Here is a 14,514-nt window from a genome sequence, read left to right as displayed (position 1 = left end):
AGAAAGTTGCAAAGTCGTCACAACGTTTAGGGCCTCAGTGGCGGGCTCCGCGGGGAGAAGCCGCCGCCAGAGCACATCCTCGAGTTCGCCGCTCGCGACTCGATCTTGCCTCGCACTAGTCAGATACGGGCAACGTGCAACGACTCAGACGAGGTGGATTGGACCTTCCACCAGATTGTCACGGAGTTGATTGTCTATGCGAGACATGCTGCGTAAATTCGCGCCGCGAGGGACGCGCCACAGGCGCTGGATGGTCAAGGAGCGCTCGAAATGACGCAGGCGTTCGCTGAGACGCCGTTGGATACGGCGGTATCGTCGGCGGTCCAGCAGGGCCTGGAGACCGTCTCGAAGTTGGAGGAGCACGTCGCGCAGGTGTCGCGCGAGTGCGTCGTGCTCGCCCGCGAGACGGCGGCGCGTCACGGCGACCAGTCGGGAAGCGAGGTGCTGGCGAGTCTCGAGACGGCGCTGCGGGCATCGCAGGCGGACGCGAGCGCGCGCTTCGAGCGACAGCGCGAGCGATTGCGGACGTTCAACCTCGTGCTGTTCGGCCGGACGGGCGCGGGGAAGAGCAGCCTGATCGAGGCGCTGTCGGGTGGCGACGGCCAACCGATCTCGCAGGGCGAGAGTGACTGGACGACGGATGTGCGCGACGTGCGCTGGCGCTCGTGCCGGCTGTTCGACACGCCCGGCATCGGCGGCTGGGGCCGGACGGTCGCGCGCGCGGATCTGGAGGCGCGTGCGCAGGCGGCCGTCGAGGACGCTGATGTGGTGGTGCTTTGCTTCGACACGCAGAGCCAGCAGGCTGGCGAGTTTCGCAAGGTCGCGGACTGGGTCGCCCAGTACGGGAAGCCGGTGGTCGCGGTCCTCAATTCACGCAATGCTCGTTGGCGGTTCTACGACCGTGTGCGGCGGGAGAGCACGCGGCGGGGGATGTCGCGGTCGGTGCACGAGCACGCGGGCAACATCAGCGACGAGCTGGCGCGGATCGGGTTGGTGGACGTGCCCGTCGTCGCCATCCACACCCAGCGCGCCGCGTTCGGGCGCACCGTCGATCCGTACCACGGGCCCCCCAAACAGGCGCCCGTGCGGGCGCAGCTCCGCGAGCAGTTCGGCGCCGACCAGCTCGTCGAGTGGTCCAACCTGCCCGCGCTGGAGGCGCTGCTGACGGCGGCGCTGCGTGACCACGCGGCGGCCCTGCGCCTGGGGATGCTCCACGAGCAGACCCGCGGCGTGCTCGGAGCCCTCCAAGAGCGCCTGGACGAAGACCGCGTGGCGGCGACCGCGCTGTCCGAGCAACTCGAACGCGGGATCGGCGACGTGCTGCGCGTCCTCGGCCAGCCGAAGGACCGCGCGCTGCGGCTGCGTCTCGAGGAGCTCGAGAAGTTGCGCGGCGGCGGGTTCGGCGTCGGCGCCGAGGGCGAGGCCGAAAGCCGTGCGCGGCGCCGTCTGGAGGCAGCACTCGCGGGGGCGCGCCGCACCGCGTTGCGCCGGGCCGAGCAGCTGGTCGAGGAGGAGTTCGGCAAACGCAAGGACATCGGCGATGAGCGCTTCGAGCGCGTGGTGTTCGTGCCCGGCCGCACGCGGGTGGAGTCAGCGGTCAAAACCGTCCAGCAGGAGTTCGTGGGCTATCTCAACCAGCGCCTCGAGCTCATCGTCGCGGATCTCCGCGCTGACTTCGACGCGACGGCCTCGGCGTTTGCGGGGGCGAAGGGTTCAGCCGGCAGCAGCCGCCGGTGGGCGGGTGTCGGTGTCGAGTCCGTCGGCATCGGGATCGGGGTGGCGGTGATGGTGGTGGCCGCATCGAACCCCGTCGGGTGGGTCGCGGGCGGCGCTGCGGCCGCTGCGACGAAGGCCTTCGGTGGGCGTCTGCGCAAGCAGGCCGCACGGGCGCGCGAGCAGTCGCGCAGCAAGGCGCGGGCGAACGCGCGCAGGGCCGTCCACGAACGTTTCAACGGCATCGAGGCCGAGGTCTGCGCCCAGCTCGCGAGTGTTGTCGCTGACGCGTTTGACGAACGTCTGACCGACCAGGTCGAGCGCGCGAGCGCGCTGCGGCACGCTGCCGCGGTCGCGGAGCGGGCCGGCGCGCTGGTGGGTCGGGCCGGGACGGAGGTCCCGGCCGCCGGTGCGAGCGATCACGTGCTCGCCGACGTCGCCCGCCGGCTCCAGCGCGAGCGCTACCCCGGCCGGCCGAACGCCGATCGGCTCCTGTGGCTCGGCGAGGCGTGGTGTGAGGATCCGGAGGGCCTGGACGAGCGCTTGGAGGCGCCCGATCACGACGAGGCGCCGCTGCCGCCGTCGCTGCGCCAGGAGCACGTGCGCGAACGACTGTGGGCCTTCGCGACCGCGCGCCGCGCACGTCCCGTCGCGGGTGAGGGCGCGGCGTGGCTGGCCGAGGCGCGTTCCCTGCTCGCGGACGACGAGGACGCAATGCGCGTGCTCGACGCCCGCGCGGGTGCGCAGCGACCGCGGCTGATCGTGGCCGGCGACTACAGCGCGGGAAAGTCCTCGTTCATCAAGCGCCTGCTGGTCGAGGCCGGCACTCCGGTGCCCGACGCGCTCGCCGTGGCCGCGCAGGCCTCGACCGATCGCGTGTCGCACTTCGCCTGGGGCGGTTGGGATCTCGTGGACACGCCCGGATTCCAAAGCGGCACGACCGCTCACGCTGCAGAGGCGCACCGAGCGCTGGCGGGCGCCTCCGTCGTCCTGCTGCTGTTGAACCCCAACCTGGTCGTCGGCGACCCGGAGGACCTGACGTCGGTCCTGCTCGGAGACCCGGCCGGCGGACGCGTGGGCAAGCTGAGGCGGACCGTGTTCGTGATCAACCGCACCGACGAGCTCGGGGCCGACCCGTCCGACGACATCGACGCCTACGAGCGACTGTGCGCGCGCAAGGAACTCGAACTCACGCAGGCGATCGCAGCGCTGGTCGGCGCGAACCCGGAGACCGTGCTGTGCGTCGCCGGCGACCCGTTCGGGATGGTCGGCGACCGGCGCGACGTCACCGCCGCCGACTACGCGGAGCATCGCGACTGGGACGGGATCGCGCCGCTGCGGGAAACGCTGCTCGACCCGCAGGGCGACCTGCTCCGGCACGGCATCGACGTGATGGTGCTCGAGGGTGGCGCGGCCGGGCTCGGCCGGATCGTCGCCCGCGGCCGCGAGGAGCTGGAGGCGGCGCGCCAAGGCCTGACCCAGCAGCGCCGCCTGCACCTGGACCTGGAGGCCTGTGTCGCCGGCGGCGAGGCGATCGCCGAGACGGCGCGCGATCGCCTCGCCGCGCTCTTCGTCGCCTTCGTCTCAGCCCTCTACGACGAGATCGAGCAGGCGCCGGACGCCACGACGCGCAACGCCAAGATCGAGCGCCTCGAGCAGTGGTCGGAGGACGACGAGCTCCAGCAGCTCTATGCCGAATGGACGGCAGAGGTCGAGCGGGAGCTGCAGCGGTGGCAGCAGACGACCGCCGACCGCGTCGAGCAGCGCCTGCACTCCGCGGCCTTCGCGGCTGCGTTCCCGGCGCTGGAAGATGCGATCGACCTCGGTCGTCTTGCGGCGGAGGCGGGCCCGGGAGCCAAGCGCGTGGCCGGGGAAGGGGGCCGGCTGGCAGCCGGTGGCGCGTCGAAGGTCGAGCGCGAGATCGTCTTGAAGGTCGCCCATCGTCTCGGGCACAAGTTCCAACCGTGGGGCGCAATCAAGCTCACGAACAAGATCAAGTTCGCGGGAAAGGCGGGCGGGGTCGCGTTCATCGTCTGGGACACGGGTCGCCTGTTGAAGAGCCTGCGGGACGAGGGCAAGGCCGAGCGTCGCGCGGCCGAGATTCGCTCTCAGTTGTTGAGCGATGTTCGGAGCGCCGCGAACGAGCATTTCGAGAACGGTCCAGGCGCCGAGCTCGCCGCGGTTCTGGCGCCGGTCGGCGCCGCCTGCGCGGACGTCGCGCAGCGTATGGGCACCGCGGAACGTGCTGCGGTGGCGTTGGAGGAGAAGATCGAACGAACCGGCGCGTGTGTCACGGCAGCGCTGGAGCGACTGTGAGGACACGAGGATGAACGGAGATTGGCCCGCACGCGTGCTCGAGGGCATCGCCGAGGTCGCCGGAGCGCCTGCGCGCGACGAGGTGGCGGAGCGCTGGGCCGAGCACGCGGCGCGCGATAAGCCGGAGATCACGGTGCTCGGGCCCTACGATGCCGGCAAGAGCTCGCTGATCCGGCGGCTGCTGGCCGAGGACGACGTCGCGATCCCGGATTGGCTGACGGTCAGCGCCCGGCGTGAGACGTTCGAGCTCAACGAGGTCGAGGGGCCCGCGCTCACCTACACCGACGCGCCGGGCTTCGGGTCCACGGTCGAACGTCACGATGCGGCCGCCGAGGATGCGCTGGCGATCTCCGACGCGTTCCTGCTCGTCGTTCCGCCGCAGCTGCTCACCGAGCACAGGGGTTGGGTCACCGAGGTCCTCTCCGGCGAGCACTTCTTCGGTCGCCCGGGGGGAGCGGTCCCACAGGCCGCGATCGCAGTGATCGCGCAGGCCGACTCCCTCGGGATCGACCCCGACGACGACCCGGAGGGCATGCGCGAGCTCGCCGACCGCAAGCGCACCGAGCTGGTCGCGCAGCTCGGCGACGGCGGCGCGGGGTTGGAGGTTCTGGTCGTCTCGGCTGACCCCTACGAGGAGCAGGCGCGCACCGCCCAGCCGGTCCGTGCCGACTTCGAGGCCTTCCGTGAGTGGGACGGCATCGACGCGCTGCGCTCCGCCTTGGCGGAGCTCGCGGCGCGGTCGAGCGAGCTGCGGACGGCCGCCGAGTTGCGTTATCTGAGCCGCGTCGGCGGGATGGTGCACGCCGAGGCGTCCGCGCTCGCCGAGCAGGTCGAGGCGGCCGCGGCCGAGTTGTCCGCCCGCGCCATGACGTTCGCGCAGATGCGTGACCGGGTGGACGGCGTCGTAGGCGCCGCACGCGTCGCGCTGGCTTCGGACCTCATCTCCGTCGGCACGGACGCGGCCGAGGAGGTCAGCCCCTCCGACCCGGGCGCGGCCGGGGCGGTGGAGGGCCGCCTCATGGCAGCGATCGGTCGCTGGGACGAACGCCGGACGGCTGAGCTCGAGATCTTGCTGGGCGAAGCATCGGTGGAGGTCGACGGCCGTCTCGGACGGCCATCCGCTGAGCGCACCGAGGCCTTCCTGCGTTCGTTGCAGGTGCCGGTCGCGGACGCGGACGCGACCACGGCGAACAGTCGCGTGATCGGCATCCTCAACGACGTTCGCGATCAACTCCACGGTGTCGCCAAGGGCACGTTCGCGTTGCGCCTCGGCGAGTCGTTCGACGACGCCCTCGAGGCGGCGCGCAAGATCAAGCATCCCAAGCGGCAGAGCGCCGATACGGGAGCGAAGACCACCGGCACCGGCGCGGTCAAGCTCCAGGCCGCCCTGCAGGTCGTCGACGGCGTGCTCGCGATCGCCACCACGCTTGACGCCGAGCGCGCGCAGGGCGCTCTCGAGCAGAAGCTCCGCGACCAGCGCGAGGCCGCCCGCGACCGGCTCGAGCGGGCAGCCGAGGCGATCGCCACGGAGGTGGTGGAAGGCGAGCACGGGTTCCGCTCCCGAGCGACCGTCGCGCTGGACGCACTGCGCAGCGCCCTCGCCATCCCCGCCGATGCGTCCGCGGTCGAGGCCCTCGCCGAAGACGCCCGCCGGCAGCGCGAGCGCCTCGACTCCTTCGCCGCGCTGCTCGCCGACTGCCCCGCGCTGACGGGCGGCGGATAATGGCCGACTGGGCCGAGCTCGAGGGCCGCGCGCAGGAACTGCACGCGGCGCAGGACGTCTCAGACGCCGCTCTCAACGTGCATGAGCGGATACTCGCGCTGCGGCCGACAGACGCCGCGGCCGCAAACCGCCGCGCATTGCTGTTCGTCCGCCGCGGGCTGCCGGAGGATGCGCTGGCCGCCTACCGCGACGCCATTGTCGCCAACCGCGACAACGCGATCGCTGCCGGAAAGGTCCGCGAGCTCGAGGCGACGGTGGCCAAGCGCCAGAGCGCCGACTTCGTCCGCCGCCCGCCCGCCGAGATCGTCGAGCCGGTGCTGCGCGGTCCGGGCCGAGTGCCGGCGCTGCGGTTCTTCGCCCGCTCGATTCGCCAGATCCAGTCGCTCGACGGCACCCGCCTCGCGGTCACCGACCTCCCGAGCGATCGGCGGTTCCGAGTCGTCGGCGGGATCTACTCCGGCGTGACGCCCTGGAACGGCCTGCTCTGCGTCTCGATCGACAAGGCACGCGGCCGCTCCGTGGTCGAAGCAGTCCAGGCCGTGGGCGGCATCGTCACCGACCGGCCCGGGCCGATGTCCGCCGTACCGCGCTCACTGCAGCTCGGGGTGCCGTTGAACGCCGTCGACCGCTTCGCCGAAGCATTGTGGGAGCCGCACGTCGAGCACCTGCGCGCCTCGATCGAGTACGGCGCCCCAACCTGGCTACACCGGCACGACCCGGCGCTCATGACCTACCTCCTGACCCAAGCCGACGCTTAGCGCACCCTCACGGGCGCGCGACCGGTGACTCGCCGAATCGTCAAAAACCGCGCGTACGGTCGGGTCCATGTCACAGACGGCCCGCAGGCTTCCTCCCCCCACCACCGACTCCGAGCGGCGCATGATCCTGGCCGCGCGCGGCGGCGACGCCACCGCGCAGGGCCGCGTCCTCGCCCAGTACGAACCGATGATGCGCCTCATCGCCCGGCGGCTCTACCTGCCGGGCGGCGAGCCCGACGACCTCGCCCAGGAGGCGCGCATGGGCCTGGTCGACGCGATGCGCCGGTGGGACCCCGACCGCGGAGTCCCGTTTAGCAACTTCGCATGGCTGTGCTCTACCCGCGAGGCCCGCAATGCCGTCCACGCCGCCCGCGCCACCAAGCACCACGTGCTTACCACGGCCACCCCGCTCGGCGTCGCCGACGGCAGCGCCAAGGACGGCTACACGGCGGGCGAAACGCCCCCTGACTTCCAAGCCACCGCCGAGCGCCGCCGGCGCGTTCGCACCACCGGCCCCGCGTGCGCCAATGGCGGCGATCGCGACCCCGTCGCCAAGACCCTCGCCCGCGAGCAGCTACGGGCGCTGATCGCCCGCACGCGCACGCTCTCGCCGCTCGAGCGACGCGCGCTCATGCTCGCCAACAACGACCGTCCGCACACCGAGATCGCCGCCACGCTGCACATCCGCGTCCGAGCGGTCAACAACGCGCTCCAACGCGCGCGTTACAAGCTCCGCGAACCGACCGCCGTCTGACTGGCGGAGAACGCATTCGCGCTCGTCCGCGGGTCAGCAGGCGCGGCGAACTCGTCTCGCAATGGTGTGCGTGAGGCCGTGTGATCCGACCGGCTTCGCGCACCGCTGCCGCGCTGTGGCTCCCGACCGCCGATGACGCTCGACCCGGATGACATCGAAGCTGTCGCGCGGCGCGTGGCCGAGCTGCTGCGGGCGTCGACGAGCGCGACCGAGCCGCTCGTCGACGCGGCCGAGCTCGCCCGGATCCTCGGCGTCGATCGCGATTGGGTCTACGCGCACGCGCGGCGGCTCGGCGCCGTACGGCTTGGCGACGGGCCGAAGGCACGGCTGCGCTTTGACATTGAACGCGTCCGCGCGACTCTCGCGGCAGTGGGGCCAGGCAAGCAACCTGCCCTGGGCGAGCTGCCGCGCCCTCGGCGCGGACGCCCCCGCAGACCTGCTGGCGCAGTGGGTGTGCCACTCATCCAGGGGAGGTCAAGTCGGTGACGAACGGCCGCGGGCGCTCGACACTGTGGCGCCCGCGCGTCCTGTTCAACGTTGTGGTGATCTTCGGGGGGGCGCTGGGGTCGCCCTCAATGTCGCCGCCCGACTCGTTCGAGATCGGGCGAGACGGGGAGGCGCCGGTTCCGTGAGCCCCCGCTGGGGCCGGGCCGACAGCCCGAGTTCGTCTGCGGCTCGCCGGTCGCTCGCAACGAGCAGGGTGCTCGGTGACGGCGCTCGAGCCCGGGGGTAGGCTGGCCGTCGTGGCCAGGCCCACGGTCGGCACCGTCATCCGCAAGAGCACGACCCGCGGCACGAGCTTTGCGCTACGCGTGACCTTCGGGGGCGAGCGCGTGTTCGTCCCGCTCGGCGGGTCCTGGGAGGGCTGGACCGAGGAACGTGTCCAGGCCGAGCGCGAGCACATTGCGCGCATGATCGCCCGCGGCGAGTGGACGCCGCCCGACAACGAGCCGGTCGCCGCCACGCCCGGCGAGCCGCCGAGCTTCCAGGTGTTCGCGTCCGAGTGGCTGGAGCGCAAGCGCCGCCGCGTCGGGATCAAGACCCACAGCGACCTGCTGTGGCGACTGACGACCGGCATGGACCACTTCGGTGCGCACCGTGTCGACCGGATCGACGAGGTCGTGATCGAGGACTTCGTGCAGGCGATGCTCGCCGAGCGCGAAGCGATACGCGTCGCCGCGGCCGCCGGCCATCCGCTGATGCAGACGGTCAAGCTTCCGGACGGGCGGACCTACGAGCGCCGCCGGCGGCCGCTGTCGAACGGATCGATCAACAAGGCGATCGCCGCCGTCCGCATGGTGCTCAAGGACGCCCGTCGGCGCTATCCGAAGCACGTGCTGCGCAACCCCGCCGCCGAGCGCGACGTCTACTTGAAGGCCCCGCCCGCCGCGAGGTCGTTCCTCGAGCCGCATCACATCGCCGCGATGCTCGAAGCGGCACGCCAGCTCGACGGCCGTGGCGGTGTGCTCGACTGGGACAAGGTCGCCTACATCCGCCAGTCGGACAAGAGCGCCGTCAGGCTCGCACGCGACCTCGGCGTCTCCGACGTCCTAATCGGCAAGGTCCGCCGCGGACTGGTGTGGAACGACGCGCGCACCGGGAACCGTCGCCAGCGGCGCGCGATCGTCGGCGCGCTCGTGCTCGCCGGCCCGCGCATCTCTGAGCTGTGCGGGCTGCCGGGCGACCGGCTCGATCTTGCCGGCGGCCGGATCCTGATCCCGCCGCGCGACATGGACGAGACCGGCCCGCAGACGAAGACGTTCGCCGGTGAGCGGATCATCCCGATGGTCCCTGCCCTGCGCGAGATTCTCCTCGACTCGCGCGCGAGCGCGGGCGCGAGAACCGAGTCTTCCGGACTGAGCTCCGCCGCGTTTTCCACACGCAACGGCACGCCGCAGACGCCGGGCAACGTCGCCCATCACGTCCTCGCGCCCACGGTCGCGCTCGCCACGGAGCTGCTTCGCGCGCGCCGGCAGACGCCGATGCCCAGCGTCACGCCGCACACGCTTCGGCGCACGTTCGCGTCGATCCTGGCCGAGTGCGGCGTCGCCCCCCGTCGCGCGATGTATCTGCTCGGCCACACCGACGCGAAGCTCACGCTCAGCGTCTACCAGCAGGTCCTCGACATGAGCGGCGACGCCGTCGAGACCCTCGAGCAGGTGCTCGGCGGGGACCTCGACGACATCGGGGAACTGCTCAACGGCCGGACTCGCCGCCGGCGGCGGGCGACGGAGCAGGCCGACGCGGTCGACGACGCCCTCCAGGACCTCGCGGACGGCGAGCGGTGAGCTGCGCACGCCGGCGACCCGCCTAGCTCGCTCGAGCGCGCGACCTGCGGGCAAGTGGGCCGCGACCCAAGGGTGGCGGAGAACCCGCGCAAGGACTGCGAGTTATCCCGCTCGGGTCGATCTGGGTGGTCGGACCACGGCAACGGCTGTGGCACCCGCGCCATGTCGCCAGGTCGTAGTGTCACCCAATTGTCACCCGGGCCGGAAAATTCTCTGGCTGCCACCAGCTCGCGGGCGAGGAAGCCGCGAGGTCCTCGCTGTAGAGCCACATTGCGTGAAGCCGGAGACGGGATTCGAACCCGTGACCTACCGCTTACAAGGCGGTTGCTCTGGCCAGCTGAGCTACTCCGGCGAAGGGACGGCCAGTGTAGGCGTCAAGATCGACACCCGATCGACCGATCTATTGACTGTGTCGGTCCAGGTGAGCCCGGAGGCGGGTCGCGGTTCTGCGCTCGAAGCGCTGGTGGAAGCGGCCGCGGGGATTCTCGCGGCCGACTCGCTCGACGGAACGCTCGGGAGGATCGCGCACCATCTGCGGGCGCTGCTGCACTTCGACGACCTGACGGTGTACGAGATCGACGAGGCGGCGCAGCTGCTGCGGCCGGTGTTCGCGGTCGGGGACTGGGTCGACGAGGTGCTCGAGAATCCGATCCCGCTCGGGACGGGGATCACCGGGTGGGCGGTCGCGAACCGGCGGACGCGCAACGTCCCGAACGTCTGCACGGAGCCGTTGTCGAACGTGGTCGCGGGGACGCCGGACGAGCCGGAGGCGTTCGTGTGCGTGCCGCTGCTCGCGCGCGACCAGGTGCTCGGTGCGTTGAACGTGTATCGAAACGGACTCGGGCAGGAGTTCTCCGACGCCGAGGTGGAGCTCGTCGAGCGGTTCGCCACGATGGCGGCGCTCGCGTACGACTCGGCGCGCCAGCGGCACACGCTGCGCGAGCAGGTCAAGCGCGACGGGCTGACCGGGCTGCTCAACCACCGCGCGTGCCATGAGCGGCTGCGGCAGGAGCTGGCCGGCGGCGGGCAGGTCGCGGTCGTGTGCATCGACCTCGACCACTTCAAGGTCATCAACGACGCGTACGGGCACGCCGAGGGCGACCGGGTGCTGGCGGCGACCGCGGAGCGGCTGCGCTCCGTCGTGCGCGCCACCGACGTGGTCGGGCGGCTCGGGGGCGAGGAGTTCGTGCTGATCCTCCCGGGGGTCGACGTCGAGAGCGCCGAGGACTGCGCGGAACGCGCGCGGGCGGCCCTCGCGGAGCTCACCGTGCGCGGGCGGCCGCTGGCGGCTTCGGCGGGTGTCGCGGCCTCGCCGGCCGACGGCGCCGACGCGGGCGAGCTGCTCTCCAACGGCGACGCCGCTCTGTACTGGGCCAAGCGCACCGGTCGCGGGCGGACGGTCCGCTACGTGCCGGGGCGGGTGGTGCCGGAGGCGCAGCAGCGCGACGAGATCGCCGCACTGCTCGAGCGGGGCACGGCTGCGCTGCGGACGGTCTTCCAACCGGTCGTCGAGCTCGCCACCGGCCGGCCCGCGGGCTACGAGGCGCTGACGCGCTTCGAGTCGGAGCCGCCGCGCGGCCCGGACGAGTGGTTCGCGCAGGCGCACCGGGTCGGGCTGGGGGAGAAGCTCGAGGCGCTCGCGCTGCGCAGCGCGCTGAGCGTCCCCGACCGCCCCGAGGGAACGTTCCTCGCCGTCAACGTCTCTCCGCGCGCGCTGCTGAGCGAGCCGGTGCGGGCGGCGCTCCCGCAGGACCTGAGCGGGATCGTGGTCGAGCTGACCGAGCACGAGCTGTTCGGGGCCGAGGGGGAGCTCGAGGCCGAGCTCGCCTCGCTGCGCTCGCGCGGTGCGCGGGTCGCGCTGGACGACGCGGGCGCGGGCTACGCGGGGCTGCAGCAGATCATCCGGATCGCGCCCGACATTTTGAAGCTCGACCGCGCGCTGGTGCACGGCGCCCACGCGGACGGCTCGCGCCAGGCGCTGCTGGAGGCGCTGATCGGGTTCGCGGGCACGACCGGCGCGGCCGTCTGCGCCGAAGGCGTCGAGGATCTCGACGACGTGCGCGCGCTCGTCTCGCTCGACGTCACCTACGCCCAGGGCTACGGCCTCGCCCGCCCGGGGCCGCCGTGGCCGGCGCCGCTGGCCGACGCGACCGACGCGGGCGCCGCCGAGATCCGCTCCGGCCTGCGGGTCGCCATCGCCCCGCGCGGCGTGGCGGGCGCGTTCGCCTCCGGCATGGCGTCGCTCGCCGACGAGCTGGCCGACGCGACCTCGCTCACCGACATCGGCCTGTCGCTGCGCGCCGCCGCGGGCATCCTGCGCGGCGACGACGTGGCGTTGATGCTCGTCGACCGCGAGGCCGACGAGCTCGAGCTGCTCTCCGACCACGCCACCAACGCGTCCGGCTCCCGCTGGCCGCTCAGCGACTTCCCCGCGACCCGCTTCGTGCTCGACCACCGCGTGCCGGGCCAGGTCGTGGCCGGCGACGCCGCGGGCGACCCGCACGAGCTCGCCGAGCTCGAGGCGATCGGCATGGCGACCCTCCTGATCGTCCCGATCGTCTACGGCGGCCGCGAGCTCGCCGTCCTCGAGGTCTACCGCACCCTCCCGCAGGCGTTCACCGCCCGCGAGGTCGACCGCGCCCGCGTACTCTCGCAGCAGTTCGGCGCGGCCCTCGACCGCCTCACCTAAAGGGTCAACCTTTATCTAGCGGCGGATGAGGACCGGGGTGCCGCGGGGGGCGAGGCGCAGGAGGCGGTTGAGGGTCTTCTGCGCGACGCGGACGCAGCCGTGGGAGGCGGCGGTGCCGAGTGGTGCGCCGAGTTGCTCGTAGGCGTGGAAGGCGGTCTGGGGGATGCCGCCCTGGTAGCGGGCGAGTGCTCGGGAGTAGGCGGCGATCGCGAGGATGCGGCGGCCGAGCTTGGCCGACGCGGGCTGGTCGACGGGGGCGTCGACGGCGAACAGGCCCGTGGGCGTGGGTGTGGAGGGCGCGCCGATGACCGCGCGGCCGCGGGCGAGCAGCTTCCCGCCGTCGCGGATCGTGACCGTCCGCGAGGAGAGGTCGACGACGACGCGGCGGGTCGTTCGCGAGAGCTTGAGGTGGTCGGCCGGCACCCACCCGCCCAGGCCGGCGGGCATGCGCTTGAGCAGGACCTTGACGTAGTCGACCTCGCCGACGCGCTTGGCGTCCAGCACGAGCAGGACGTTCGGGCCGCCCCAGTACGGCGCGTGGCGGCCGAGTCGCTGGAGCGTGGCTCCCTCGCCGGGGCGCTGGGTCGCGTCCACCGGCGTCAGCACCCGCGCGGTCCACGCGGACTTGGCGCCCGGCTTCGGGCGGGACGGGAGCTCAACCGCGTGTGCCGCCGCCGGGAAGGCGACGGCACACAGGACGGTGAGCGCACTGATCGTGCGCGCCAGCATCAGCCGGTGAAGCGCGGAGCCTGCTTCGCGGCGGCCTTCTTCTTGACGGCCGGCTTGGGGATGCGGATGACGACCTGCTCCTGACGGGTGGCGTGGGAGCCGTCGGTGAACGTCGTGTTGACGGTCAGCGTCGCGTGGATCAGGCGGATGCCCCGCTTCTGCGCCTTCTTGATGAACGCGGGCGAGAGCTTGAGCTTGATCTCGCGCACCTTGCCCGGGGCGACGCGGACGCCGGAGAAGCGCGCGACGGTCTGGGTGTCGGTCGCGGCGGCGCGGACCTGCTTGTTGGAGACGAGGTCGGAGGTCGAGATGACGACCGTACCGTCGAGCGTGCACGCGACGCCGGTCGGGCAGCGCAGCGGGACGGTGACCGACGGGGTGCCGCCGGAGCTCGGGGTGGTGACCGTGAACGTCGTCTTGCTGTTCGGCGGCAGCGTGGCGCCGGTCGGCGGGGCGACGGCGGTGGCGGTGCCGGTCAGGGCGACGACGGGCGCGCCGGCGTCGGAGGCGACCGTCAGCGACGCGGCGGCCGTGCCGGCGGCGGTCGGCTTGAACGACACGGTCAGCTCGCAGCCGGTGCCGGCGTCGACCGTCGGATGGCAGGTGCTCGCCGTGACGGAGTACGCGCCGCCCGCGGTGATCTCGCCGAGGGTCAGCGCGCGAGTGCCCGGGTTGGACACCGTGACGGTGCGGGTCGAGGCGGCGCCGACCGTGACCGAGCCGAAGTCGAGCGCGGTCGCGGAGAGCGCGATGCCCGGCGTCTTGACCGTGAAGTCGTCCGTCCCGGTCGAGGCCGTCAGATACGCGTTGTCGGACGCGCTGTAGGAGGCCGTGACGACGTGCTTCCCACCGGCGGCGGGAGCCACCGCGGTCTTGCAGGTCGCGATGCCGGTCTCACCATCGACCGGGCGCTTCTGGCAGTCCGCGACGGGCGCGCCGTCGACGGCGAAGTCGACCGTCTCGGTCGGCGCGTCGCCCTCGCAGCCACCGGAGCAGGAGGTGATGCCGCCCTGGACCGGACGCGGCGTGGTGACGGACTTGTAGAGCATCGTCTCGCCCGGGTCGGCGAGCTTCGGCGACGCGGTGACGGTCGTGGTCGTCACGGCGTTGACGGGCATGAAGTACATCTGGCTGTTGGAGCCGTACATGCCGCTGCCCAGGTACATCGCGTTGATGTAGTGCAGGCCCGGCGTGGTGAGACCCGTGGTCGTACACGTCGCGACGCCGTCGACGACCGGCAGAGAATCGCAGCCCGGAATGGCCATGCCCTCGTAGAGCGCGACCGTACCCACGTTCGGCGCCGGCGAGAGCGTCATGGTGAAGGTGATCGACTGGCCCGGGGTCGGATGGGCGACGGACGGCGTCACCGTGATGACGGGCGTGATCGGCGGGGTCGCCTGTGCGGCGGGCGCGACAACGGCGAACGCGACTGCGGCCAGCGCGGTCAGCCGCGCGGCGTGCTTCAAGGTCCTGCTCTTCATGTGTCGGGCCTCGGATCGAAGGACGGGCGGCGACCGTGCCGCCTCATTACCCATGGCCATCGA

General features: G+C 72.3%; 9 protein-coding genes and 1 tRNA gene. 7 read left to right on the top strand and 3 right to left on the bottom strand.

Annotated elements, in window-relative coordinates:
• Positions 1-270 precede the first annotated feature (270 nt).
• From G569_RS0119220 to G569_RS0119195, 6 genes are all read left to right on the top strand, one after another.
• The gene (locus G569_RS0119220; protein WP_028064613.1) at positions 271-4,029 is read left to right on the top strand and encodes a GTPase; all 3,759 of its coding nucleotides are present in this window, start codon (positions 271-273) and stop codon (positions 4,027-4,029) included.
• A gap of 10 nt (positions 4,030-4,039) precedes the next feature.
• Positions 4,040-5,752 (top strand): GTPase domain-containing protein, encoded by a 1,713-nt coding sequence (locus G569_RS0119215; protein ID WP_169542192.1) that lies wholly within the window; start codon positions 4,040-4,042, stop codon positions 5,750-5,752.
• Positions 5,752-6,510: a hypothetical protein gene (locus G569_RS0119210; protein ID WP_028064611.1), complete on the top strand. Its 759-nt coding sequence runs from the start codon at positions 5,752-5,754 to the stop codon at positions 6,508-6,510. The genes G569_RS0119215 and G569_RS0119210 overlap by 1 nt, the downstream gene beginning before the upstream one ends.
• A gap of 67 nt (positions 6,511-6,577) precedes the next feature.
• Positions 6,578-7,264, top strand: coding sequence for a sigma-70 family RNA polymerase sigma factor (locus G569_RS58425; protein ID WP_084285226.1), 687 nt, complete (start codon positions 6,578-6,580; stop codon positions 7,262-7,264).
• A gap of 132 nt (positions 7,265-7,396) precedes the next feature.
• A complete protein-coding gene (locus tag G569_RS49810; protein ID WP_037497651.1) occupies positions 7,397-7,750 on the top strand; it encodes a hypothetical protein in 354 nt (117 codons plus the stop codon).
• A gap of 257 nt (positions 7,751-8,007) precedes the next feature.
• Entirely contained in the window at positions 8,008-9,552 is a 1,545-nt protein-coding gene (locus G569_RS0119195; RefSeq protein WP_028064609.1) for a tyrosine-type recombinase/integrase, read from the top strand.
• Positions 9,553-9,830: 278 nt separating this feature from the next.
• Here the strand turns inward: G569_RS0119195 and G569_RS0119190 are convergent.
• Positions 9,831-9,904, bottom strand: a tRNA-Thr gene (locus G569_RS0119190).
• Between the two features lie 57 nt (positions 9,905-9,961).
• Between G569_RS0119190 and G569_RS63870 the strand changes: the two genes are divergently transcribed.
• On the top strand, positions 9,962-12,241 hold the full coding sequence (locus tag G569_RS63870) for a sensor domain-containing protein (RefSeq protein ID WP_028064608.1): 2,280 nt from the start codon (positions 9,962-9,964) through the stop codon (positions 12,239-12,241).
• A 15-nt stretch (positions 12,242-12,256) separates the two neighbouring features.
• Here G569_RS63870 and G569_RS0119180 read toward each other — a convergent pair whose 3' ends face one another.
• Together G569_RS0119180 and G569_RS0119175 are read right to left on the bottom strand one after the other, a co-directional pair.
• Positions 12,257-12,970, bottom strand: coding sequence for a L,D-transpeptidase (locus G569_RS0119180; RefSeq protein ID WP_037497646.1), 714 nt, complete (start codon positions 12,968-12,970; stop codon positions 12,257-12,259).
• The gene (locus tag G569_RS0119175) at positions 12,970-14,451 is read right to left on the bottom strand and encodes a choice-of-anchor D domain-containing protein (protein WP_028064606.1); all 1,482 of its coding nucleotides are present in this window, start codon (positions 14,449-14,451) and stop codon (positions 12,970-12,972) included. Before G569_RS0119175 ends, G569_RS0119180 begins: the two co-directional genes overlap by 1 nt.
• Positions 14,452-14,514 lie beyond the last annotated feature (63 nt).

Source organism: Solirubrobacter soli DSM 22325, assembly GCF_000423665.1.
In the GTDB taxonomy this organism is placed as follows: Bacteria; Actinomycetota; Thermoleophilia; order Solirubrobacterales; family Solirubrobacteraceae; genus Solirubrobacter; species Solirubrobacter soli.
Note: the sequence above shows the minus strand (reverse complement) of the source record. Positions and strands in the feature narration are given on the sequence as shown.